Annotated in this window: 26 protein-coding genes and 1 pseudogene; 13 read left to right on the forward strand and 14 right to left on the reverse strand. The window is 33.5% G+C overall.

Features of this window, described 5'->3' with window-relative positions; all coding sequences use genetic code 11:
- Window positions 1-123: 123 nt before the first annotated feature.
- From NZ698_RS05320 to NZ698_RS05340, 5 genes are all read right to left on the reverse strand, one after another.
- Window positions 124-1035 (reverse strand): alpha/beta hydrolase, encoded by a 912-nt coding sequence (locus tag NZ698_RS05320; protein ID WP_263002046.1) that lies wholly within the window; start codon window positions 1033-1035, stop codon window positions 124-126.
- 313 nt (window positions 1036-1348) lie between these two features.
- On the reverse strand, window positions 1349-1741 hold the full coding sequence (locus NZ698_RS05325; protein WP_263002047.1) for a 2-dehydro-3-deoxyphosphooctonate aldolase: 393 nt from the start codon (window positions 1739-1741) through the stop codon (window positions 1349-1351).
- A gap of 25 nt (window positions 1742-1766) precedes the next feature.
- Complete coding sequence (locus tag NZ698_RS05330) at window positions 1767-2474, reverse strand: DUF2071 domain-containing protein (RefSeq protein ID WP_263002048.1); 708 nt, start codon at window positions 2472-2474, stop codon at window positions 1767-1769.
- A gap of 81 nt (window positions 2475-2555) precedes the next feature.
- A complete protein-coding gene (locus tag NZ698_RS05335) occupies window positions 2556-2912 on the reverse strand; it encodes a hypothetical protein (RefSeq protein ID WP_263002049.1) in 357 nt (118 codons plus the stop codon).
- Between the two features lie 112 nt (window positions 2913-3024).
- Window positions 3025-3861 carry a M23 family metallopeptidase gene (locus tag NZ698_RS05340; protein WP_263002050.1) on the reverse strand — a complete coding sequence of 279 codons (837 nt, stop codon included), beginning with the start codon at window positions 3859-3861 and terminating at the stop codon, window positions 3025-3027.
- A 183-nt stretch (window positions 3862-4044) separates the two neighbouring features.
- Here NZ698_RS05340 and NZ698_RS05345 point away from each other — a divergent pair, with 183 nt between their 5' ends.
- The 6 genes from NZ698_RS05345 to NZ698_RS05370 all read left to right on the forward strand — a co-directional run bounded on the left by NZ698_RS05345 (window position 4045) and on the right by NZ698_RS05370 (window position 10017).
- A complete protein-coding gene (locus NZ698_RS05345) occupies window positions 4045-4884 on the forward strand; it encodes an SDR family NAD(P)-dependent oxidoreductase (protein WP_263002051.1) in 840 nt (279 codons plus the stop codon).
- 48 nt (window positions 4885-4932) lie between these two features.
- Entirely contained in the window at window positions 4933-5847 is a 915-nt protein-coding gene (locus tag NZ698_RS05350) for a helix-turn-helix domain-containing protein (protein WP_263002052.1), read from the forward strand.
- A 105-nt stretch (window positions 5848-5952) separates the two neighbouring features.
- Window positions 5953-7131, forward strand: coding sequence for a 4-hydroxybenzoate 3-monooxygenase (locus NZ698_RS05355; protein ID WP_263002053.1), 1179 nt, complete (start codon window positions 5953-5955; stop codon window positions 7129-7131).
- A 19-nt stretch (window positions 7132-7150) separates the two neighbouring features.
- Window positions 7151-8065, forward strand: a complete 915-nt coding sequence (locus NZ698_RS05360) for a helix-turn-helix domain-containing protein (protein WP_263002054.1) — start codon at window positions 7151-7153, stop codon at window positions 8063-8065.
- Window positions 8066-8159: 94 nt separating this feature from the next.
- Complete coding sequence (locus NZ698_RS05365) at window positions 8160-9059, forward strand: SDR family oxidoreductase (RefSeq protein ID WP_263002055.1); 900 nt, start codon at window positions 8160-8162, stop codon at window positions 9057-9059.
- A gap of 43 nt (window positions 9060-9102) precedes the next feature.
- On the forward strand, window positions 9103-10017 hold the full coding sequence (locus tag NZ698_RS05370; protein WP_263002056.1) for a helix-turn-helix domain-containing protein: 915 nt from the start codon (window positions 9103-9105) through the stop codon (window positions 10015-10017).
- Between the two features lie 88 nt (window positions 10018-10105).
- Here the strand turns inward: NZ698_RS05370 and NZ698_RS05375 are convergent, their stop codons facing one another.
- The 6 genes from NZ698_RS05375 to bla form a co-directional block, all read right to left on the reverse strand.
- The gene (locus NZ698_RS05375; protein ID WP_263002057.1) at window positions 10106-10615 is read right to left on the reverse strand and encodes a YqiA/YcfP family alpha/beta fold hydrolase; all 510 of its coding nucleotides are present in this window, start codon (window positions 10613-10615) and stop codon (window positions 10106-10108) included.
- Complete coding sequence (locus tag NZ698_RS05380; RefSeq protein ID WP_303649205.1) at window positions 10616-11260, reverse strand: alpha/beta hydrolase; 645 nt, start codon at window positions 11258-11260, stop codon at window positions 10616-10618. It lies immediately after the preceding gene.
- 37 nt (window positions 11261-11297) lie between these two features.
- On the reverse strand, window positions 11298-12353 hold the full coding sequence (locus NZ698_RS05385; protein ID WP_263002058.1) for a serine hydrolase domain-containing protein: 1056 nt from the start codon (window positions 12351-12353) through the stop codon (window positions 11298-11300).
- A gap of 276 nt (window positions 12354-12629) precedes the next feature.
- Window positions 12630-13232 carry an alpha/beta fold hydrolase gene (locus NZ698_RS05390; RefSeq protein ID WP_263002059.1) on the reverse strand — a complete coding sequence of 201 codons (603 nt, stop codon included), beginning with the start codon at window positions 13230-13232 and terminating at the stop codon, window positions 12630-12632.
- A gap of 147 nt (window positions 13233-13379) precedes the next feature.
- Complete coding sequence (locus tag NZ698_RS05395; protein WP_263002060.1) at window positions 13380-14033, reverse strand: VOC family protein; 654 nt, start codon at window positions 14031-14033, stop codon at window positions 13380-13382.
- A 13-nt stretch (window positions 14034-14046) separates the two neighbouring features.
- Entirely contained in the window at window positions 14047-14940 is an 894-nt protein-coding gene (bla, locus tag NZ698_RS05400) for a class A beta-lactamase (RefSeq protein WP_263002061.1), read from the reverse strand.
- A 107-nt stretch (window positions 14941-15047) separates the two neighbouring features.
- On the opposite strand from bla, the gene NZ698_RS05405 reads away from it, so the two are divergent.
- From NZ698_RS05405 to NZ698_RS05415, 3 genes are read left to right on the forward strand one after another with little or no spacing between them, the layout of a single operon-like run.
- Window positions 15048-15746 carry a DsbA family oxidoreductase gene (locus NZ698_RS05405; RefSeq protein WP_263002062.1) on the forward strand — a complete coding sequence of 233 codons (699 nt, stop codon included), beginning with the start codon at window positions 15048-15050 and terminating at the stop codon, window positions 15744-15746.
- A 23-nt stretch (window positions 15747-15769) separates the two neighbouring features.
- A complete protein-coding gene (locus tag NZ698_RS05410; RefSeq protein WP_263002063.1) occupies window positions 15770-16357 on the forward strand; it encodes a 5'-methylthioadenosine/S-adenosylhomocysteine nucleosidase family protein in 588 nt (195 codons plus the stop codon).
- A 47-nt stretch (window positions 16358-16404) separates the two neighbouring features.
- On the forward strand, window positions 16405-17640 hold the full coding sequence (locus NZ698_RS05415) for a MutS-related protein (RefSeq protein ID WP_263002064.1): 1236 nt from the start codon (window positions 16405-16407) through the stop codon (window positions 17638-17640).
- Between the two features lie 85 nt (window positions 17641-17725).
- On the opposite strand, the gene NZ698_RS05420 is transcribed toward NZ698_RS05415, so the two are convergent.
- A complete protein-coding gene (locus NZ698_RS05420; protein ID WP_263002065.1) occupies window positions 17726-18619 on the reverse strand; it encodes a helix-turn-helix domain-containing protein in 894 nt (297 codons plus the stop codon).
- A gap of 126 nt (window positions 18620-18745) precedes the next feature.
- Between NZ698_RS05420 and NZ698_RS05425 the strand changes: the two genes are divergently transcribed.
- The 4 genes and pseudogenes from NZ698_RS05425 (at window position 18746) to NZ698_RS05440 (ending at window position 21043) form a co-directional block, all read left to right on the forward strand.
- Window positions 18746-18916 carry a hypothetical protein gene (locus tag NZ698_RS05425; RefSeq protein ID WP_263002066.1) on the forward strand — a complete coding sequence of 57 codons (171 nt, stop codon included), beginning with the start codon at window positions 18746-18748 and terminating at the stop codon, window positions 18914-18916.
- 52 nt (window positions 18917-18968) lie between these two features.
- Window positions 18969-19607: a helix-turn-helix domain-containing protein gene (locus NZ698_RS05430; RefSeq protein WP_263002067.1), complete on the forward strand. Its 639-nt coding sequence runs from the start codon at window positions 18969-18971 to the stop codon at window positions 19605-19607.
- A 225-nt stretch (window positions 19608-19832) separates the two neighbouring features.
- Window positions 19833-20417 (forward strand): annotated as a pseudogene (locus NZ698_RS05435) (NAD(P)H-dependent oxidoreductase); the annotation flags it as partial.
- Window positions 20418-20437: 20 nt separating this feature from the next.
- Window positions 20438-21043, forward strand: a complete 606-nt coding sequence (locus tag NZ698_RS05440) for an NAD(P)H-dependent oxidoreductase (protein ID WP_263002068.1) — start codon at window positions 20438-20440, stop codon at window positions 21041-21043.
- A gap of 70 nt (window positions 21044-21113) precedes the next feature.
- On the opposite strand, the gene NZ698_RS05445 is transcribed toward NZ698_RS05440, so the two are convergent.
- On the reverse strand, window positions 21114-21872 hold the full coding sequence (locus NZ698_RS05445) for an SDR family NAD(P)-dependent oxidoreductase (protein WP_263002069.1): 759 nt from the start codon (window positions 21870-21872) through the stop codon (window positions 21114-21116).
- A gap of 84 nt (window positions 21873-21956) precedes the next feature.
- Window positions 21957-22898, reverse strand: coding sequence for a helix-turn-helix domain-containing protein (locus NZ698_RS05450; RefSeq protein WP_263002070.1), 942 nt, complete (start codon window positions 22896-22898; stop codon window positions 21957-21959).
- Window positions 22899-22989 lie beyond the last annotated feature (91 nt).

Raw genomic sequence — 22989 nt, forward strand, 5'->3', positions numbered from 1 at the left:
GATCCTATTACACGCAAGGCTAGACAAAGAATTGTCAATTAACTACTTAGAAATAAGATAAAAAAAGCCGTTTCACTTATTTTCGAAATACAACATTAAATCACAATGAATTAGGTCTAAAGATTATAAATGTTTTTCAAAGAAAGGAATCAACTGACCGAGAGCTTCAGATGTTGCTTCCGGTTGATCATATAAATCGTAATGACCTGCGCCTTTTACCACATAGATATTTTTATCTTTTGATGCCGCTTTGTTAAACAATGTAAATCCGTCTCTGTAAGAACCAAATTCACCAACTCTGTCGCCGACAATGATCAATAAGGGCTGAGTAAGTAAATAATCTGCCAGATTAAATGCATCAAAAACAATGGTAGAACCCATACTTTTAAATAAAATCTTATTATTTGATCTTTCATGAAAACCTCGTGGCGTTCTGTAGTAATCGATTGCTTCCAACATATCGGATGCTGTAATTCCTGACTGTATTGCTTCCTCTCGGGAATTGGGTGTCCAGTTTGTGATCAGCGGTTCTGCACCTCTTGCTTCAGCAGTTCGTTGCTTACCAACTTCTTCGAGCATTTTTAAAGGATCTCCAGATTCTGCAAATGCACAGGAAAAATTAGAAGCTGATACTGTTCCTACAGCTTTTATTCTTTTTTCGGTAAGCGCGACATTTGCTGCATAACCGCCACCTGCACAAATTCCCAGTACACCGATTTTATTTTCGTCTATAAAATCTAATGTGGTAAGATAATCTACGGCGCATTTTATATCTTCTACACGTGTTGCAGGATCTTCAAGATAACGTGGTTCTCCACCGCTTTCTCCCTGAAATGAAGCGTCAAAAGCAATGGTAACAAAACCTTCTTCAGAAATTTTTTTGGCATAATAACCTGCAGTCTGTTCTTTTACGCTGCTTCCGGGATGTACACAAACTATAGCGCTGTATTTTTGTTTTTCATTAAAACCTTCCGGCAAATAGAGATCTGCCGCAACTTCCCAATCTCTGTTTTTAAATTTCACTGATTTCTGCATTGTATTTTATTTAATTACAATACAAAGTTGGTGTGAAAGATGAATTTAAATGTTTCCAAAACGGACGGTTGTGTATCCAAACAAGAGCAGTTTACCTTTCTATTGTTTTAATTAAATGACTGTCTGAATTCCAGTGGCGACATATTTGATGAGGTTTGAAATAATTGTGCGGTTGCTTTTCCTAAACCTGCCGAAACACCTGTAATGAAAATTGTTTTTTGCATTGTTTTGTAGTTTAATTTTACATGACAAAGTTCTATCTATTTGAATTCTCAAATGCTTCCAAATCGGGGAGGTTGTATCCAAACTCAGTTTATTTCATTTTAAATCCTACAGGAGCCATTGTTTTCGCTTTATCATACATATTTAGATAAATGGTTACAGTATCTTTTTTTCCTTCGTAGGTAACGGCATACATGTCAAGCAATCCCATTCCGAACGGACTGTTTTTGGATTTAAATTCGCAACAGCTTCCATGTCTTTCGTAAGAAACTTTTTCACCGTTCGGACCTGTAAGAGAGTTTAGATAATTTCTCTCATTAAGCGGCCCGTTTCCAACTCCGCCAACTTTTACAGGATTTTTTTCAGTAAAACCATAAGTTGAATCTGTGGTAAATGAATCAGTTGAGCTTTCGGCTACAGTTTTTGTTATTCCGCATGACGATAATGTGATTAGCATCAAAGTGCTCAGAATTAGTTTTTTCATGGTTTTTAGTTTAATTTTTAATAGTTTATTTATTTTTTGCAGTTTTCCATTCATGCTCGATATTGGTCATCAATAATGCGTTGTCAAATTTTACAGATCCTTTCGGAAAGATATTTTCATCCTCAAAAAAGCTTGATCTTACATTAGAAACTTCAAGAGGCTTTACTTTCCATTCGTAAGCATTGAGTTGTAAGCCATCAAATTTTTCTTTATTCGGAGAATATCCCAGATCGCCTTTTTCAAAAAAAGCAGAAGCGTTTTCTAAATTTTCAAAGATTGAATTTTCATTAAAGGTTCTCGTTTCCTTAGCATCAATTGAAATTTCAGTATTGCCCGAACTTTTAAAATTGATATGATAATTTCCATTCTGTTCTTCTACATTAAATTTTGCCAGATAATGTTTCCCCGGAAATAATCTTCCACCCACCAAAGTATTGAGCGGTAAAGAAGTATCTCTTCGTGGAATATAAACTCCGGATTTCACTTCGCCGTCTTCATCCCATTCAACCGCAATTCTGTGTGCGCCATTTTCAGAATTCACTCCCAAAAAATCTGGGAAACCTTTGGGTTTAATGTCTTTTAATCTGATGAGACAGATCCCGACAATTGCTTTTTCTTTGTAAATTTTTGGACGAAACGGATAAGGAATTATCTTCTCAACATCTTTGGGATCGGCTGTATAATTAATCAAAATTCGACGATCAATGTAGCCGTGAATGGTTGGGATTTTCATAGGTAAACGTTTATTGTATAAACGGATAACTCTTCGAAATTACTTTAAAATTTAAAATATTGCACCCATGTTTAGGAAGTTTTACAAAGTCAGGGTATTTTCTTTATAATTGTAAATAATAAAATCATTTTCTTTTTTTGCAGGTTTAGTGAGAGTTTTTACTTCAATTATTTTGAAATTTTTGCAGTTGAAAATTTTCATTGTACTCGTTTTCTCATCAATCACCACTTTTTCTGCATCATCAAACGAAATGAATTTTGATCGATAATTTACTTTACCGTCATAAGTAATTGTTTTTTCTTTAATATTTCTCTTGGTATTTTCTGCGAACAGGTTTAGAAGATTTTCTTGCGGAATATTTTCTTTCTCTTGTGAGAATGCATTCTGAGAAAATAGAACTATGGCGAATGTTGTTGTGATTTTCAGAAGTTTTTTCATTATGTAATGTTTTTTACTTTAAAAAATTAAAAATAATAAAACAAGTCACTTTTAATGGATAAAAAAACGTTAATATTTTAATAATTTTTCTTCTTTCAACTTATTACAAAAATTACTTTTTTACTTTCATATTCTTCTTTAAATTTTTAGCATCCAGATTATTCTCAAAACTGAAAGGAGTTGAAATTAATGTTTTATTTTTTTCGGGAATCAAAACGTTAAAGTGAAGATGTGCGCCTGAAGTATATCCTGTTTCTCCGCTTAAACCAATAGGTTGATTTCGTTTGACAGAATCTCCAACTTTTACGAAACTTCCATTCTGTTTCAGATGAACATATTGTGTAAATAAACCGCTTTTAGGATGGTAAATAGTAATAAAATTAGCAAAAGGAATCCATTTTCTGTCATTTCCTCCATATTGATAATCTTTGATAACTCCGACTACAAAACCGTCATCAGCAGCTACAACAGTCTCACCTTCCGGCATTGCAAAATCAATTGCATATCTTGAATAATCATCATTATGACTGAAATTTCCTTTTTGTTCCTGAACAATTTTATATTCTTTCTCTTTTAAAAAGGGGAGTGCAAGATTCATTTTAAGAATCGGCTGTTTTACATCTCCGAATGCGCCCTCAATTCTGAATTTAACATTTTGAAAATTTATATTTTTAGCGAAAATTTTATACTCACTATCTGATTTTTCTTTTACTGTCAATCTTATTGTGTCTTTGATCAAATGTTGTTCTTTTAGATACTTTGAGAAAAGGTAAACTCTCAATGGGCACAATAGAGGATTTTTAATAGTTATTGTGATTGTGTTATTTTCATATTTAATTTTTCTGTCGTAAGAGAACTGATACAGCTTTTCTTTAGGAAGTTCTTGTGCGTTATAAATAGAAAAATTTAAAATGATAATAAGAGCCGCAACTGATCGGAAAAATGACATAAAAAGTATTTGATTTATTTAAATAAAATTACTCAAAAAAAAACATTTCATCACAAGTTTTTGAAAATCGTCAAACTTGGGATCTGTGATTTGGCTACAACTATCATTGATTCAGTCACAATTGTATTTCACCAATTTTTCAACTTTGTACTGTAAAAATTAATCAATTAAAAACAATCAAAAATGAGTACAAAAAAAGTATGGTTCGTGACAGGAGCTTCAAAAGGTTTAGGTTTAACATTAGTCAAAAAATTATTGGCAGAAGGTTATTCGGTGGCGGCAACTTCAAGAAATATTGCTGAACTTCAGAAAGCAGTCAGTGAAGAAAACGGAACATTTCTTCCGCTTGAAGTAGATTTGATCAACGAAAATTCTGTTGAGAAAGCAGTTTCAAAAACAGTAGAAAAATTCGGGAAACTGGATGTTGTGGTGAACAACGCGGGTTACGGACAATTAGGAACTTTGGAAGAGATTTCAGATTTGGAAAGCCGTCAAAATTTTGACACCAACGTTTTTGGTTCTCTGAATATCATCAGAAAAACAATGCCTTATTTAAGAGAACAGAAAAGTGGATTCATCATCAACATTGCTTCAATCGGCGGATTGACCGGAGAATTTGCCGGTTGGGGAATCTATTGTGCCACTAAGTTTGCAGTCGTTGGTTTTACAGAAGCTTTGGCTGCAGAAGTGAAAGAATTTGGAGTCAATGCAACCGTAGTTTATCCCGGATATTTTAGAACAGATTTCCTTACTGGTGGCTCACTTCGAACTCCAAAAACTGAAATTGAAGAATACACCGTCGCAAGACAGCTTCAGACAGCGCACGAAAAAGACATCAACGGAAATCAGCCGGGAGATCCTGAAAAAGCAGCTGTGGCATTGATGGAATTGGTGGCAATGGAAAATCCGCCGGTTCATTTGGTTTTAGGCTCTGATGCATTCGGAATTGCGGGAAACAAATTAAATGCGCTTCAAAGTGAAATTTCTGAATTTAAAACGCTAAGTACATCTACAGATTATTAAATTTGTAAAGGCAACAGTTTCTTGCTGTTGCCTTTAATTTTTAAAGTTATGCATAACAGAAAATTATACACCATCGATACCATTTCTGAATTTCACAGAATTTCAGGATTGCCCAAACCTCAGCATCCGCTCATCAGTCTGGTAGATTACAGTTTGGTGGAATATCAAATCGAAGAATCTGAAATAAGCTGGGTTCAGGATTTATATTTTATGGGTTTCAAAAGAGATATTCAGGGCAAACTTCATTACGGTCAAGGTCAGTATGATTTTGATGAAGGTTTAATGTGTTTTATTGCGCCGAGACAGGTTGTCAAAATGGTTATCAGCAAATATGAAACAAAACCTTCCGGATATCTTTTGGCATTTCATCCAGATTTTATCTGGAATACACCTTTAGCAAAAACCATTAATAATTATAAATTCTTCGGATATGATGTGAACGAGGCTTTATTTCTATCTGAAAAGGAAGAAGAAACATTAATCGGACTTTTCAAAGGAATCGAAAAAGAATATCAGTCGGGAATTGACCAGTTTACGCAGAGTATTATTATCTCTCAGATTGAAGTGATTTTAAATTATTGCGAAAGATTTTATCAAAGACAATTCATTACCCGAAAAAAGACCAATCATCAGGTTTTGGATAAATTAGAAATCATTCTGGAAGATTATTTTAACAAAAATGCAATGGATAAAGGTTTGCCGACCGCCAATTTTATCGCGGAACAACTGAATATCTCCACCAATTATCTTGGAAGCTTATTAAAACAACTGACCGGACAAACCACGCAACAGCACATTCACGAAAAACTAATTGAGAAAGCCAAAGAAAAGCTTTCCACAACCGAACTTTCAGTAAGTGAAATCGCGTATGAACTTGGGTTTGAGCATTCTCAGTCTTTCAGTAAACTTTTTAAAACTAAAACGGATATTTCGCCTGTAGAATTCAGAAAGTCATTTAATTAGATTATTTCTTTTCAACACTCATTTTGGCAAAAAAATGCTTCGATATGGCTAAGTTAATAACTTGCAAACTGTAGACCTTTGTGTTTCAATTTTTAAAAATATATTATGAATTACAATCAGGAAAAAACTACGGTCGCAATTATTGGAGCGGGTGTAGCAGGTCTAACTTTAGCTACTTTACTACAAAAATCCGGAATTGCCTGTATCGTATTAGAAACTCAAAGCAGGAGTACTGTAGAAACTTTACAACGTGCAGGCGTAGTGGAAGCACGTGGTGTAGAAATGTTTGAAAGATGGGGACTGGCAGAGGATCTACTTGCAGGATCAATAGCCCAAACTATTGATTATCGGGTCAATGGTAAAAGCAGAATTTTCAAATTGACTAAAGACAGCCGAAATTCAGGACGTTTTTGTACACAGCAAATGCTTGTAAATAATTTGCTTAAAACATTAATAGATAAAATGTGCGGAGATGTTCGTTTTGAAGTACAAAATGTTATAATTCAAAATAAACAAAATGAGCCAACAAAAGTCATATATTATGATAAAGCTGGAACACATGAAATAGATTGTAAGTACATTGCTGGTTGTGATGGTAGTAGAGGTACAAGTCGGTCTTCAATCCCAAATGGTATTTTAACCAAGTATAGCTATGAGTTTGGATATTCGTGGTTAGCTGCTCATGTTGAATCCCCTTTAAAAGAACATCCAATAATGGCTGTGAGTGATTATGGTTTTGTTGGGCAACTGCCGCGTGGACCGCATAGAAGCAGATATTATCTACAATGTGAATTGAGTGACGGTCCGCAGGATTGGACTGATGAAAGATTTTGGAATGAAGTACGTTTACGTCTAAATGATTCAACAATATCTGATGTCACGATAATTGATAAACAATTTGTTCCATTGCGTAGTGTAGTCTTTTCACCTATGCAATACAGAAATCTTTTTCTTGCTGGCGATGTGGCGCATCTTGTACCACCTACCAGCGCTAAAGGCATGAATCTTGCGCTTTATGATGTAGATATTTTAGCACAGGCATTTTTATCTGCTGTCAACTACAATGATCTAAAAGCATTAAATGAATATTCGGATACATGTTTACCACACATTTGGACTTATCAGGATTTTGCCATTTCGATGACAAATCTTATGCATGACGCAGGTAATCCAGAACAGCACGGAAAATTTCGTCAAATGACAGCACGTGCGCAATTAGACACTTTATTTAATTCTCCAGCGGCAACACAACTGCATAGCGAGTATCAGAAAGGCAATATTTAATTTTATTTATTTCAGAAATATGAATAAAGACCATGATGTTCCGTATAAATTTGAATCTCTAACAGAATTCCATAAAGTATTAGGGTTAAAAAAGCCATTACATCCATTGGTGAGTTTTATCAATATAGAAGATATCAAAGTTTCACCAGACGAATTATCAAATTGTTATATACTCAACTTCTATAAGATTGCTTATAAATCAAGTATTAAAAAACGGGTAAAATACGGACAAAATCATTTTGACTTTGGTGAAGGTGGGATGATTTTTACTGCTCCAAATCAATTGTTTGAGGCTCCCGATGATACGGAAAATGAAGGGAAGATTTTGTTTATACATCCTGATTTTTTACTTTCGTATCCGCTGGCTAAAAAAATAAAGCAATATAGTTACTTTTCCTATTCCACCAATGAAGCATTGCATTTATCAGACAAAGAAAAATCTACAATTTATTCTGTATTTAGAATTATTGAAGATGAGTTATTAAACACCATTGATGATTTTAGTCAAGATGTAATTATCTCACAGATAGAAACACTTCTAAACTACAGCAACCGCTTTTACAATCGACAGTTTATTACCAGAAAAGTTTTAAATAATGATCTACTGGGGAAACTTGAGGATATTTTGAACAATTATTTTGACGAAGAAGAATCTGTAAATCGAGGGATTCCAACTGTTCAATTCGTTTCAGAACAACTGAATATTTCATCCAGTTATCTAAGCGATATGCTGCGATCCTTGACAGGACAGAATGCACAGCAACACATTCATAACAAATTAATTGAAAAAGCCAAAGAAAAAATATCAACAACGAAATTAACAATTAGCGAAATTGCGTTTCAATTGGGATTTGAACATTCGTCATCATTTAATAAACTATTTAAAAGCAAAACAGAGATGTCACCCTTGGAATTCAGAAAGTCATTTAATTAAATTTTTCGGCTACAAGAAAATACTTTTCGGCTACAAGAGTACAAAAGCGAAATCTGAACTTTGCCTCATTAATTTATATCAAAAATATATCAAAATGAAAGTATTTGTAACAGGTGCAACAGGTTTCGTAGGAACTGCCGTAGTACAGGAATTATTAGCTAACGGACACCAGGTTTTAGGTTTGGCGCGTTCGGAAGAATCAGCCAATAAATTAATTGCGGCAGGAGCTGAAGCACACCGAGGAGATTTGAACGATTTTGAAAGTTTGAAATCGGGAGTTGAAGTTTCAGATGCTGTGATTCACTTAGGATTTGTTCACGATTTTACACGGTACGAAGAGATGTGTAAACTTGATGGAAAAGTTATCGAAACCATCGGCGAAGCGTTATTGGGAACCGAAAAACCATTTCTCATTACTTCAGGAACGGCACTTTTTTCGAAAGACGGACTTACCGTAGAAACAGACCGTTCAGTAAACCCGCATCCAAGAATTGCAACAGAAAATGCTGCCGACGCTGTAACTGCAAAAGGGGTGAAGGTTGCAGTTATAAGATTGTCACCGTCAGTTCACGGGAAAGGAGACATCATTGGTTTTGTTCCGACATTGATAAGAATTGCAAAAGAAAAAGGCAAATCTGCTGTGATCAATGACGGCGATAATTTTTGGCCTGCAGTTCACAAATTGGATGCTGCGAAATTGTACCGATTGGCTTTGGAAAATCCTTTTGAAAGCGGAACCAGATATCACGCAGTTGGAGAACAGGGCATTCGGTTAAAAGACATTGCAACAGAAATTGCTGAAAAATTGGATGTTCCGTTGGTTTCCCTTAAAGACGAGGAAGCAGCAGATCATTTTGGGTGGTTTGCACATTTTACAAAGCTTAATAATTTAACTTCAAGCGAAGAAACTAAATCAGCTTTAGGCTGGGAACCTCAACATCCAACTTTGATGGAGGATTTGAAAAGTGATGTTTATTTCCCTGAACCAAAATAATCTGTAGTTTATATTCATTAAATTTGATTAAATGTTAAAAACGATGTCTGACTCTCCTATAAGAATAAAAACAATCTCTCAATTTCATACTTTACGTGGTTTGCCGAAGCCGAAACATCCGCTAATCAGTGTGATCAATTTTGAAGATATGGCGCCATCTACAGAAAGTTTGAAGCAGAGTCTGATCTTTGATTTTTATATGATTTCTGTCAAACGAGATATGAATCATAAATACAGATACGGCCAAAATGATTATGATTTTGATGAAGGCGTCTTATTTTGTATGGCGCCTCATCAACTTCTTACGATTATGAGAGAAGAAAATGCTAAAAATCCTACAGGATGGTCACTTTTGATTCATCCGGATTTTTTATGGAATACACCAATGGCGACTGCCATCAAGAAGTATGAATTCTTCGATTATTCTGTGAATGAAGCTTTATTTTTGTCTGAAGACGAGGAAAGAAAAGTACAGCAAATGATTGAAAACATCAAGCAGGAATATCAGACAAATATTGATAAATTCAGTCAGAATATTATTATTTCTCAGTTAGAAACGCTTCTGAATTATTCCGAAAGATTTTATCAAAGACAGTTTATTACGCGACAAAAAGCGCATCATCAGTTTTTAGAGAAATTGGAAAATCTACTGAATGATTATTTCGAAAGAGATGATTTCAAAACCAATGGTTTACCGAGCGTGCAATATCTTTCTGAGGAATTTAATATGTCGCCGCAATATATGAGAAGTCTTTTAAAAACTTTGACCGGACAAACTACTCAACAGCACATTCACGAAAAAGTAATCAAAATTGCCAAAGAAAAGCTGTCAACAACCGAACTTTCCGTAAGTGAAATTGCTTATGAATTAGGATTCGAACATTCTCAGTCTTTCAGTAAATTATTTAAAGCAAAAACTGATGTTTCGCCTTTGGAATTTAGAAAGTCTTTTAACTGAAGATAGATTAAAAGGTGTGCTTGAGTAAAAATTTACAGAATCAATCTGTTTAGTTTTATGCTTGATAACGGTCGATTGCTAATTAATCTTAGAATTTCATCTTCTCAATTTCCTCAAAAAGTGTTTCATATTCTGTTAATTTATGATCACCTTCAACATATTTGAAATCTACCAAACTTTTATATTTTTCTAAAACCGGTTTAGGATTTACAACTGTGTCATTTTTTGAAAGTATAATTGAAGTTTTCTTTTTTGAAGATTCTTTTAATTTAAATTTTTTAAAACTACGTAAATTATCATCAGACAAATCATATTTTTTCAAAGATTCATGAGGCTCAAGACTGGGATTGATTAATATTACATTCAGATCATATTTTATGGCAAAATGTTCTGCCCAAAAACCACCAAGACTTTGCCCAATCAATAGCAGATTTTCAGATAAGTAGTTTTGAATTTGAGTTTGAATTTCCATGAAAGCATAATCAGCATTAATATTGTCATAAATTACTATTTCAGAATTCTTATATTTCTCAATGAGTTTTCGGTAGGTTTCTGAGTTTTGATTTCCACCAAATCCCGGAAAATAAATTATTTTCATTCAATTAAAATTTTTCAATTCATAATTCCGTTTCGCCCACATTTTACATGGTTTCGCCCACTCATCAGAAGCGATGTATAAAAATCCGTGCTTTAACCCGGTGTTGAGTTCAATTTCTTTAAAATGTGGAATTGGCAGTTTAGATAATTCTTTCCTCTTCAAAGCGGGGACACCAAATACGTCTGATTTTTCATAAATGGTTAAAATGTTTCCGCAAAATTCAATTTCAGGAGTTTCTTCAATATCAGAATCTTGATACGAACCAATAAATACAAAATTCAAATCCTTATTTTTTGCGATAGTTGATACATATTGGGCAATGTAACCACCTTTTGAAGTGCCGATAACTGTAATGTGGTTGGCTTTTACACCTTTCGACAATAAACTATCTATTTGAGATTTTGTTTTTTTTGCATATTCAATCCAATCTGTTTTAGATTTTCTTTTTTCGCTAAAAACTACAAATCCATCTTTTCTAAATGATTCTAAAATTTTACTGTACTCCGCTTTAACACCATATTCCGTAGAAAAAGTTCCATCAGGATTAGATTCCAGAAATTTATTATGCAAAAAGAAAATATAATTGTTTTCACTATTAGAATTTTGAGATTCTTTAGTTGACTGACAACTTATAATAATTGCCAATAACAAAAATCTGAATAAGGATAATTTTATTTTTCATCTATTTCAAAAGTCCAGATTCTTTCACAATTTTTCTGATTTCCTGCTCAAAATAATAAGCAATATCAAAGTTTTCATTCGCTACATTTTCCATTACAATAATGCTGGTCTTTGTTTTCGGATAATATAAATTAACGGCAGTAAATCCTTCGCTAGGATGAAAACCTGTATGCCCGATTTCGTAAATGTCAGCTTTATCGTTGATTCGCAAACCGTACCCGTAACCAATTGGCTTGTCACTAAATAATTGATGGGTTGCAGTTGTTGAATAATTGGTCATCAATTTATAAGTTTCCGGTTTCAATAATTTTCCGTTGTGAAGAAAATCATTCCATTTTGCTAAATCGGGCGCGGTCACAATCAAATGACTTCCAAAATAATAATCAGCATTGAAGTCTGATTTTTCATTCAGTTTAAACGTTCCGTCTTTTCTGATGGTATGGCCTTTTGTTAAAAGCTGACTGCTAATCTCAGTAGGATAGGCGCTGCTGTTCATTTTACATTTTTTGAATAAAGCCGTCACCAATTCATTATAAGTTTTGCCACTTTGCTTTTCCAACACCAGTCCTGCAACTGAATAGCCAACATTTGAATAGCTGAAATTTGTTCCTGTTTTAAGCTTTAGATCAGGCTTTAAATCATCGCTGTATAGTCCCGAAGTATGATTCAGCAAATGATGAACAGTAATGGTATCTGCCCACGAATATTTGAAATCCGGTAAGTATTTTCGAATCGGTACCTGTAAGTCGATTGTTCCTTTTTCTACTTCCTGTAAAATAAGCATTGCGGTAATTTGTTTTGCAATAGACATCGTTGAAAATCGATCAGAAATTGTCAGTGGTGTATTTTTATTGAAGTCTACATAACCGTACGCTTTTTCATACTTTGTCTTGCCATTTTGCTGGATAAAAACCACGCCGTTAAAACTTCGAGGATTGGTAGCTTTTACCAAACTGTCGATTTTTGCAGAGTAATTATCCTTTTGCTGCGCATCTGCATTGCAGGAAGAAAATATAAGTGCGATTGCAATGAGTGGGATTTTAAAAAAGTTTTTCATATCGGTTTTATAATTATTAATTGCTTTTTAACCATTTCTCAATGGTTTCAATGAATTTTTGTTGTTGATCTACAAAAAGATAATGCGAACAGTTTTCTATGATTTTAAAATTCTTTTTAGTGACAATTTTTTGTATGTCATTCAATTGTTTTTTAGAAAATATGTTGTCCTGCTTTCCATAAATAGCAAATAATTTAACTTTACTTTTCAGCTTTTTCAAGATGGGCTTGGTGTCAATATTATTCCTGATTTCATTTTGATAAACAAAATAGGCGCCTAAGAATTTCGAATGTTATTTTTAAAAAAATCACTTTGTTCATAGTTATTTCGAAGGTTATTCGCTTCACTTGTTGGGGACGGCATTTTAAAATAATTATTTTGACCTGCCAGTTCAAAGCATCGTTTTCGATACGCCGCTGAATTTTTATCTAAATTTTCAATTTCAGTAATTTTAGAAAGCATTAAGCTTTCATTTTGTTTCTGATAAATTGCTTTTGTTGTACCTAAAATATGATCATAAGTTTCTTGCTGAGAAAAGAGAGCTCCGGCAAGGACCAATGCATTTACTTTTTCAGGATTTTGCTCTGTGAAAATTGTGCCAACCAAGCCTCCAAAACTATGAGCAATAAGGTTTGTTTTTTTGATGTTGTAGAGCTTATAAATTTCGTTCAGATCTCTAATAGCTTCTTCATAAGCGAACGTCGCCGTACTATCGATTGAACGGCCTTCACCACGACGGTCATAAGCAATCACATAAAATCCTCTATCCGCTAATTTTTGTGCTGTTGTAGCTTCAAAAAGAGTGGCATTTCCACTTGGTCCGCCGTGAATAAAAATGACAGAAGGATTTTCAGTTCTGCCATATGCTTTTGAATACATTGTACTATTTTGGGCATTCACTTGAAAAAAGAATAGCACGAAAAAAAGTAGAATTATTTTAGTCATTTTATTATAAAAAAATTTTATTATGAATGATTTTCACTTTCATTTTATATATCATTTTCATAAATTATTTTGTTACATTCTTTAATTAAATTCAAGATCAAAGTCAGTATCATCAACCTTTATCCTTACTTTAGTTCTTTGCTTTTCAGCTTTATAGCTTGTAGGAAACCAATTGCGATGACTATTTGAAATCACAAATAATCCGTTTTCATTGCCTACAGCTACAAAATCTTCTCTTTTTGGACCTTTTGCGAAAAATTCCGATTTGGTCATTTTAATTATTTCGTTTCCTAATACCATTGGTTTTTCGGTGACAATACCAACCTCATTAATGCTTATGATACTTTCATTAGTGAATTTATGTTCAGAATAATTATTTAAATCATTCCTAGTAATTAGTTCCAGAATGTTTTCATTATTATCGTAAAAGTAGATAGACTTTGCTTTCCAATTTTCAAAATGAGCAATGTAGTCCCCATTTATTTCTATGAGTGAAATTTTTTCTGAAATCCACAACAGACCTTCTTCCATCTTATTGAAGGGAATATTGAATGCAAAATGATATTTTGGTTTTATTTCATTATCAGTTTTTTCGAAAGTCAGTACAGAATGCCCCACGATAAATGAAACATAACTTTCATTTTTACTAAGTATTTTAAACTCCAAAATAGAGGAATAAAATGTTTCAGTTTGGTATAAGTTGCTTGTTTGAATAATAAGTTCAGAGATTTTCATTTTTTAAACTTCGTTAGTTTTTATTTAAATAATAATCATAAGTTACTTTGGCGATATCAGCAATGATCTCTTCAGAATTTTCAAAACTCTCAAACGTGTCTTGTACAAAAACAGCAATATAAATTTTCTTTTTATTTGGTAACTCAATAATTCCAAAATCATTAATAGCACCTGTCATTCCGCCATTGTTTGTAAAAGATGTTCCTGTTCTGTGAGCTACTTTTGTGTTTGCTGGAAGTTTTCCTTTCAGACGTTTCAATCCGGTTGTATTGTTGAGCATTGCCTGATAAAGCCATTTTGTGTTAGTTTTATTCAATATTTTTCCTTCAGAAAATTCTTTCAGCAAAAGGGTTGCATAGTTTGGCTTGATCTTATTGATAAACTGAGAATCCCAATTTTTGTGCATGTCTTCCTCATTATTTTCAATAATGAAGTCCTCACTGTCAATAAAAGTTTCCACCGTTTCTGTCCCTCCGATGAGTCTTAATAAAATATCTGTTAAATTATTATCACTGTACGACACCATCCATTTCATTGCTTCTTCAAGTGTGATTGAAATATTTCCATTGGGATTTTCTTTTTTAAATGGACTCCAAGTATCTTCCAAAAGTTCTTCTTTTTTAATGAAAATGTCATGTTGCATCGATAATTTGCCTTTTTCCATCTTATCTAAAATAGTTAGTGCGACAGGAAATTTCACGGTACTTAACATTGGATAAAATTGATCTGCATTGATCGAAACCAGATCATTTTCGGTTCCGATGATAGAAACTCCAATAATGGCTTTTTTAGATGAAATTATTTTATGAATTTTCTCTTCTAATAAATTGTTACGATTAGTTTGTGAAAATAGTTGCTGGCACAGGAAAGCCAGAACAAACATCAAAATTTTCTTTTGTTCAATCATTTGTGAATTTTTACGAGCCAAATATACATGAATTTCAATATTTTTTATTGAAAAAAGTGACAAGAATTTCGGGGTTTATAAATATCTTTAAACTTTAAAATAAATTAATGAAAATAGAAATCTGGTCAGACGTGATGTGTCCGTTCTGTTATATCGGGAAGAAAAATTTTGAGCAGGCATTAGAAAATGTGGCATTTAAAAATGAAGTGGAAGTAGAGTGGAAGAGTTTTCAGCTTGACCCAACTTTAGAGCTTACAGAAACGAAAACAACTGCTGAATATTTCAGAGAAAAAAAAGGTTTTCCTGAAGAACAGGCAAAACAAATGACTGCTCAGGTTGTACAAATGGGAAAAGCTTCTGGTATAGATTTTAATTTTGAAAAAGCATTGATTACTAATACTTTTCCTGCACACAAACTCCTTCACTTAGCTAAAAAGCATAACAAAGCTTCAGAGATGGAAGAAGAATTATTCAAAGCTCATTTTTTGAATGGTGAAAACCTTGGAAGCATCAAATTTCTGTCAAATTTAGCTGAAAAGTTAGGCATCAATAAAGACGCAGCTGTGCAAACATTGAGTTCTGACGAATTTGATTACGATGTTAATCAAGACATTATGGAAGGTCGTAACAACGGCGTTACCGGAGTTCCTTTCTTTATTTTAAACGGAAAATATGCAGTTTCAGGTGCTCAACCTTCTCAGGTCTTTGAAGAAGCTCTCACACAAACTTATAATGAAACAGTGAAGCCTTTCAAAGGCTCCTCAGAATCTGAATTATCGTGTGATACAGACGGTTGCAGCATTTAATTTAAACTATCTTTAAATTTAAAATGATAAAAATAAATAATCAGACAACGTTTGCAGTTGAAGATACACTTTTCGTTTTCGCTTTAGAATCTGAAGCCGGAAAAGCTTTTGATCACACGCAAAAACTGATCACCGGAATCGGAAAAGTTAGTGCTTCTATCGCACTGACAAAAGAAATCATCAGAAGAAAACCTACATTAATCGTCAATCTTGGTTCGGCAGGCGGAATCGGTTTTCATAAAGGTGAGATCATCTGTTGTACAAGATTCATCCAGCGTGATATGGATGCGCGAGGTTTAGGATTTAAAAAGTTTGAAACTCCGTTATCCAATATCCCAATCGTTCTCGAAAACGGCTTAAAAATGGATGGCGTGCAGGAAGGAATTTGTGGCAGCGGCGACAGTTTCGAGATGAATCATATCAACACAGAATATAATGTCATCGACATGGAAGCGTATCCGTTGGCACTCATTGCTATACAGGAAAATATTCCGTTTTTATGTTTAAAATATATTTCAGATGATGCCGGAAGCGATGCCGCAGATGATTGGTCGGTGCAGGTGCTTTTGGCTGCTGAAGCATTTAGAAAACTTTTGTTTGGTGAAAACTGAAAATTTTAAATAGTTTTACAGTTGAAAAAAAATAACACAAGTGATTAATGGAAAATATTGATGAGTTAGTTGCCCATTTTAATTTTACACAAACAAGAAAATCTAAAAAATATCTCAACTTATTTTTTAATAAAAAATCTTTCGACTTAGATAACACATTGTACGTTCAGGAGAAGCTAAAAATATTTATAGAAAATTTTTCGCTTTTAGAAACTTTCAGAGTCAATGAGCATACAATTTCTTATATTCAGAAGTTTTTGGGTGAGATTAATGCCGATCAATACACGCTTATAAGCAGATTCAGATATAAAGAATATTATAGAGAGACCAACAATAATATCAATTTATTTGTAGGGTTTTTCTACCAATATGGTTTACTACTAAGAAATTTCCAACAGACAAATCTTCATTTAGATTATTGTAAAGAGATTGATAAAATCATAGCCTTTATCAATTCGTTGTCGGTCAATGAATGTTATGGTAAAGTATTAGATTTTAATCAAAAAAAGGCAATTTTGAAAAAAATAGAATTTGAGGCTAAACAAAAAAATAATAGGTTTGTCTCGTTTTGGGACTTCTTTTATATGTTTGATGTCTATTCTAGCATATCAAAAGGAATAAGAATTCATGATCTACAATTCCCACATTTCAATATCAATAATGAATTTACAGTTGAAGACTTTTATCATTTAGATTTGCAACATTCTGTTAAAAACAGTTTAGAAATAAAGAATCAAAACGTTGTCGTTTTTACGGGTGCAAATATGTCTGGAAAGTCTACTGCGATGAAGTCTCTAAGCACAATTGTTCTGCTTGCTCATTTGGGAATAGCTGTTCCGTCAGCATATTGTAATATTCCATTTTACGACAATATTTTTTTACATTTTTCGGTGAATGATAATCTGAAAAAAGGTTATAGTCTGTTTGCTCAGGAAATTATTAATCTGAAAAACATTTTGCTAAAACTCAAATCAAAAAATTGCTTTGTAGTTTTTGATGAAATATTCAGTGGAACCAATATAAATGACGCTTCTCAAATCACGGTAAAAACCATTGAAGGATTATCTAAGTTTGAAAAATCAATGTTTATTTTTTCAACCCATCTCAATAGCATAGAAACTCACCTTACAAAACATGACAATATAAAAGTTTTACATTTAGAATGTTTCTTAGAAAAGAGTGAATTGAGATTTACCTATCAGTTGAAGGAAGGCTGGTCTAAACTTGAAGTAGGAAATGTATTATTCGAGCAATACGGTTTGAATGAACTTCTAGATAATTGATTTAAAACTATTTCTTCACAGAATTAATATCAATATTGAAAGAGTTTCAAAGTTTTGCAGTTTTTAAATATTTTTAAAGATTGAATCAGTTCAAGCTTCGATATTCCAAAGGACTCACCCCGACTTTCTGCTTAAACAGTCTCGTAAAATGCTGTGGATATTTAAAACCCAACTGGTAAGCAATCTGACTGATCGACTGATCGACATCAAAGATTCTTTCTTTGGCTACATCAATCACTTTTGCCTGAATATATTCCTGTGCAGATTTTCCTGTTTCTTTTTTGATCAGATCTCCGAAATAATTGGATGAAAGATTCAGTTCATCGGCGCACCAAGCAACTGATGGCAAACCGATACTCTGAGGTTTTTCGGAAATAAAGTAACTGTTTAGCAAGTCTTCAAATTTCTCTAAAATTCCTTTATTGGCATTATCTCTTGTAATAAACTGACGGTCATAGAATCGTGTGCAGTAATTTAAAAAGAGTTCAATATTAGAAGTTATCAACGTTTTACTGTGCTTGTCAATAGACTGATTCAGCTCATAAGAAATCTTATCAAAACATTCGAGTATCAATTTTTTCTCTTTATCCGATAGGTGAAGTGCTTCGTTAGTTTTATAAGAGAAAAACCCGAATTCGTGCATTCTTTTTCCTAAAGCAGTATTCAACAAAAGATCAGGATGAAAGACCAAAGCAAATCCTACAGGCTGATAAACTTCATCACTCATTACCTCGACAACCTGTCCTGGTGCGAAAAAAACCAATGTACCTTCCTGATAATCATAATTGTTATTGCCATAACGTAAATCTCCGCATTTTACATTTTTCAGGATGACACAGAAGACATCAAACACCATTTTATGCGCTGATCGTGGGTCTGCTTTCGACAAATCAACAACGCTTACCAAGGGATGCAATGTTTCATTTTTATTGAAATCATTGTAATCCTTTACCGTATTAAAATTGATGGCTGTATCCATTTTGCTTTTATTTCTAATACAAATCTAAGCATTCCCAAAAAGGTATGGATATTCGTAATCTCAAATCAGTAATAATGGTAAGAAAAACCGTAATCTGTATTATCATCAAATTATTACATTTGTACAATGAAAATCTTCAGAGACTTTATTTCATATAACCAATATATTCAGGTAAAACCACCATTGGATAACGATATTGATATCGGATATTACGATCCGCCCAATATGCTTTTGAAATCTGAACCAGTTGCGGTCGATTTTTACAGAATTTCTTTTAAAATCAATTTAAAAAAATAAAAAAACACCAAACGTTCAACCTATCACAGCTGTATTTTTCAACAGTCCTGAAATGGTTGTCAATGAAGGTTGGGATGTTGAACCGACTTATACCGGAATGTATCTTCAGCTTTCTAAAAAAGTAATTGAGGAAAATAGATTTTTGTTTAAAACTTATCTTGATTACGGACTACACGAAGCACTATATTTAACTGATGAAGAAGTTGAAGAAATCAGCGCAGTTTTCAAATTGATGATGAAATATTATGAAAGTGAAAAGCAAAATTTCAATGTGCTTTTGTCTTATGTCAATGTTGTAATCTCATTGGTCGAAGCATTTTATAAACGTCAATTTTCAACTGATCCAAAGCAATATAATAGAGTGGTCACAGATTTTCAGCAAAGCTTGGTTGAATATTATAACCAACCTGCAAAACAGCTTCCGAACGTTCAGTATTTTGCTGAAAAATTAGGATTGACAGCTAATTATTTGGGCGATATCATCAAACATTTTACTCAAAAATCAGCTCTTGAAAACATCCATGAATTTATCATTAAAAGAGCGAAAGAAATGTTGACAGAAAATCGGAAACTTAACACAACAGAGGTAGCTTATGAATTGGGTTTCGAATATCCGAATTACTTTTCAAAATTCTTCAAAAAGCAAGTTGGGCTAAGTCCGAAAGAATATCGGCAAGAATTAATTAAATAATACAAACGTCTTCGAAAGGAGGCGTTTTTTGTTATCCGTAATTTGTCTCTTTTTTAGTAGTAGTCTGTTTCCGTCTGTTTTTCCGATGGCTTTTAACTTTGCATTGTAATTAAATATTTTCAATTTATGAAAGCAAAAAACGCTCTTTTTATATTCCTGATTTTCTTTTCATTCGGAATAAAACTAAAAGCTCAAAAGACCTCTTCAAAATAGAAAACGGTATTACTCATCAACACACATTTAACTTATCCCGGTTGGTCAGAAGGTAAACTGAACGCTTCATTTTATAATGCTGCCAAAGCTTTTTTTATATCTAAAAACTATAAAGTTCTGGAAACAAAAGTGGAAGACGGTTACAATGCAAACGAAGAGGTAGAAAAACATTTGCAGGCAGACATTGTCATTCTACAGACACCTGTCAACTGGGAAAACACACCCTGGATCTATAAAAAATATGTGGATGAAGTATTTAACAGTGTGCTGAAAAGTCAAAAATTTCTTTCCGGAGACGGACGTTCAGAAGAGGAAGGTTCAAAACAATACGGAATGGGCGGAAAAATGCAGGGCAAAAAATTTATGATTTCTGCAACGTGGAATGCTCCTGAGGAAAGTTTTAACGACAAAAATCAATATTTGTTTAAGGGCAAAAGCGCAGATGACGCTTTGTTTAATGTTGCAGCAAATTACCTGTTCACTGGGTTTGAAGTCGTTCCCGGATATTATTGCTACGATGTTTATCACAACAAACATATTAAGGAAGACATAGAAAACTATCCGGCTTATTTACAGAAAGTTTTTAAAATTAAATAATATATTCAACATAAATTAAAATGAATACAACAAAAAAAGTTCTGTTAATCAATACGCATTTAACTTACCCCAATTGGTCAGAAGGATTATTAAACGATGCTTTCCATCAAAAAGCAAAAGATTTTTTCCTTGAAAAAGGTTTTGAAGTCCTGGAAACGAAGGTAGAAGATGGTTACAATGCTGATGAAGAAGTGGAAAAACATATCGAGGCAGATATTATCATTCTTCAAACGCCCATCAACTGGTTTGGCGCACCGTGGATTTATAAAAAATATGTAGATGAAGTTTTCAACAGCGGTTTATTCAGTGAAAAATTTCTTTCCGGAGATGGCAGAACCAGAGATGATGTAACAAAACAATACGGAACCGGCGGAAAAATGCAGGGCAAAAAATTTATGGTTTGTTCCACATGGAATGCTCCGAAAGCAAGTTTCAATGATCCAAATCAGGCTCTTTTTAAAGGAAGAAGTACAACGGATGTTCTCATTCAAATTACCAGCAATTATCGTTTTTGCGGTGCAGAAGTTGTTCCGGATTATAACTGTTTCGACATTTTCAAAGACGGCGATATCGCAGGAGATCTTGAAAATTATCCTAAACATTTAGAAACTGTTTTTGAACTTTAATCAAAATAAATTTAAACAAAAATCCCATTCAACAATTGTCGAATGGGATTTTGATTTATTTTAAATTTCATTAAAGTTTAAAACCGCCTGAAACTTCAACTCTTTGACCGTTGATCCACTTGGAATCGTCTGAACAAAGGAATGCAACTACGCTTCCGATATCATCCGGCAAACCAACTCTTCCTAAAGCTGTTTCAGAAGCCAAATGTTTGTTCAAATCTGAAATATCACGAACGGCTCCACCACCAAAATCTGTTTCAATAGCTCCCGGAGCTATAGAATTGACTCTGATTTTTCTGCTTCCCAATTCTAAAGCTTGGTATCTTGACAGCGAATCAATTGCTGCTTTCATGGCACCATAAGCAGAATATCCTGCAAAAGAAAATCTTGCCAATCCAGAAGAGGTGTTTACAACGCTGCTTCCATCATTTAGTAATGGTAACAATTGTTGAGTTAGGAAATAAGGACCTTTGAAGTGAATATTAGTCATTGCATCTAATGTTTCTTCGGTTGTAGTTTCGAAACTTTCTGTAATCCCGATTCCTGCGTTGTTGACCAATGCGTCCAGTCTTGCAGATGCAAACTGATTATCCAAAAGATTTTTTACTTCGGTTACGAATTGGTCAAAACCTGCGGTCGTTGAAATATCCAAAGACAATGCGAAAGCTTTTTGCCCAAGAGTTTCAATTTCTTTTACAACTTCGTCCGCTGCTTCTTTTTTTGTTTGATAGGTAAGGATGATATCAAATCCTTTTTTTGCTAATTGTAAAACTGAATCTTTACCCAATCCGCGGCTTGCGCCTGTTACTAATGCTATTTTACTTGCCATTTTTTAATGTTTTAATTACTGGTACAAAGTTGGAAAAATAGCAGATCAGCATATTTGTATAAATCAAATGAAAGTTTGTGAAAATCAAACAATCAGTAATTCACGATAATGTTGCGGCGATTGCTTGCTGTGTTTTTTAAAAAAGTTTGAAAAATGAGCTACTTCTTCAAAACCCAAAGTGAAAGCAATTTCTGAAATATTCCATTGTGTTTGGGTCAACAATATTTTAGCTTCCTGAAAAATCCGGCTTCCGATGATTTCGCCGGTTGTTTTTCCTGTTGTTTCTTTGAGAACTCTATTCAAGTGATTAACATGAACTCCTAAGATTCCTGCAAAATCAGCAGGTGTTTTCAATTGCAGAAGCTGACTGATATTTTCAATAGGGAACTGTCTTTCCAATAGTTCAATGAATAGCGTCGTAGTTCTGGAAGCGGCAGTCTTCGTATTTTCAACAGGAAGAATTGGTTTTAATTTCTGACCGAAATGAATAAGTTCCATCAGATAATTTCTCAGCAAATCATATTTATAAAAATAATCAGACTTGATTTCTTCATGCATTTTAAGAAATATCGCTTCAAATTGTTGAAACTGTTCTGTTGAGATCTGATAGATAAAATCACTCTGAGGCGAGAAAACCGGAAGATGGTCGATCTCTAAACCAATCTTGGACGTTGGTAAGAAATCTTTAGTAAAAACACAAAAATGACCCGACTGTTCTGTACAAAGATGGGTGTAATTGTAAGGGATTTTTGGTGAAGCGAAAAGAACTGCACAATCTTCAATTTCAATGGTTTTGTCTGCGTATTCTACTTTATTCTTACCGTTGATGAGACTTATCTTGTAATAAGTTCTTCTGTTGTAAGGCATTTCGGTTTTCGAAGTGCAGTTGCTGTAAATTTCAGAAATATCAAAAACGTTGAAATGACCAATGTCCTTATGAATATTTTCATTGAGGAACTGATTGATATCGGGACAGGTTTCTCCCAAAATATCCTGATAAAATTCTTTGATGGTTATTGAACTCATTTTGTTTGTAAAAATCAAAGATACGAGTTTGAAATTAACCGAGAAATAACCAATCAGTAATATTGGTAAGAGATGCAGTAATTGGTATAAC

Source organism: Chryseobacterium edaphi, from assembly GCF_025628985.1.
Classification (GTDB): domain Bacteria; phylum Bacteroidota; class Bacteroidia; order Flavobacteriales; family Weeksellaceae; genus Chryseobacterium; species Chryseobacterium edaphi.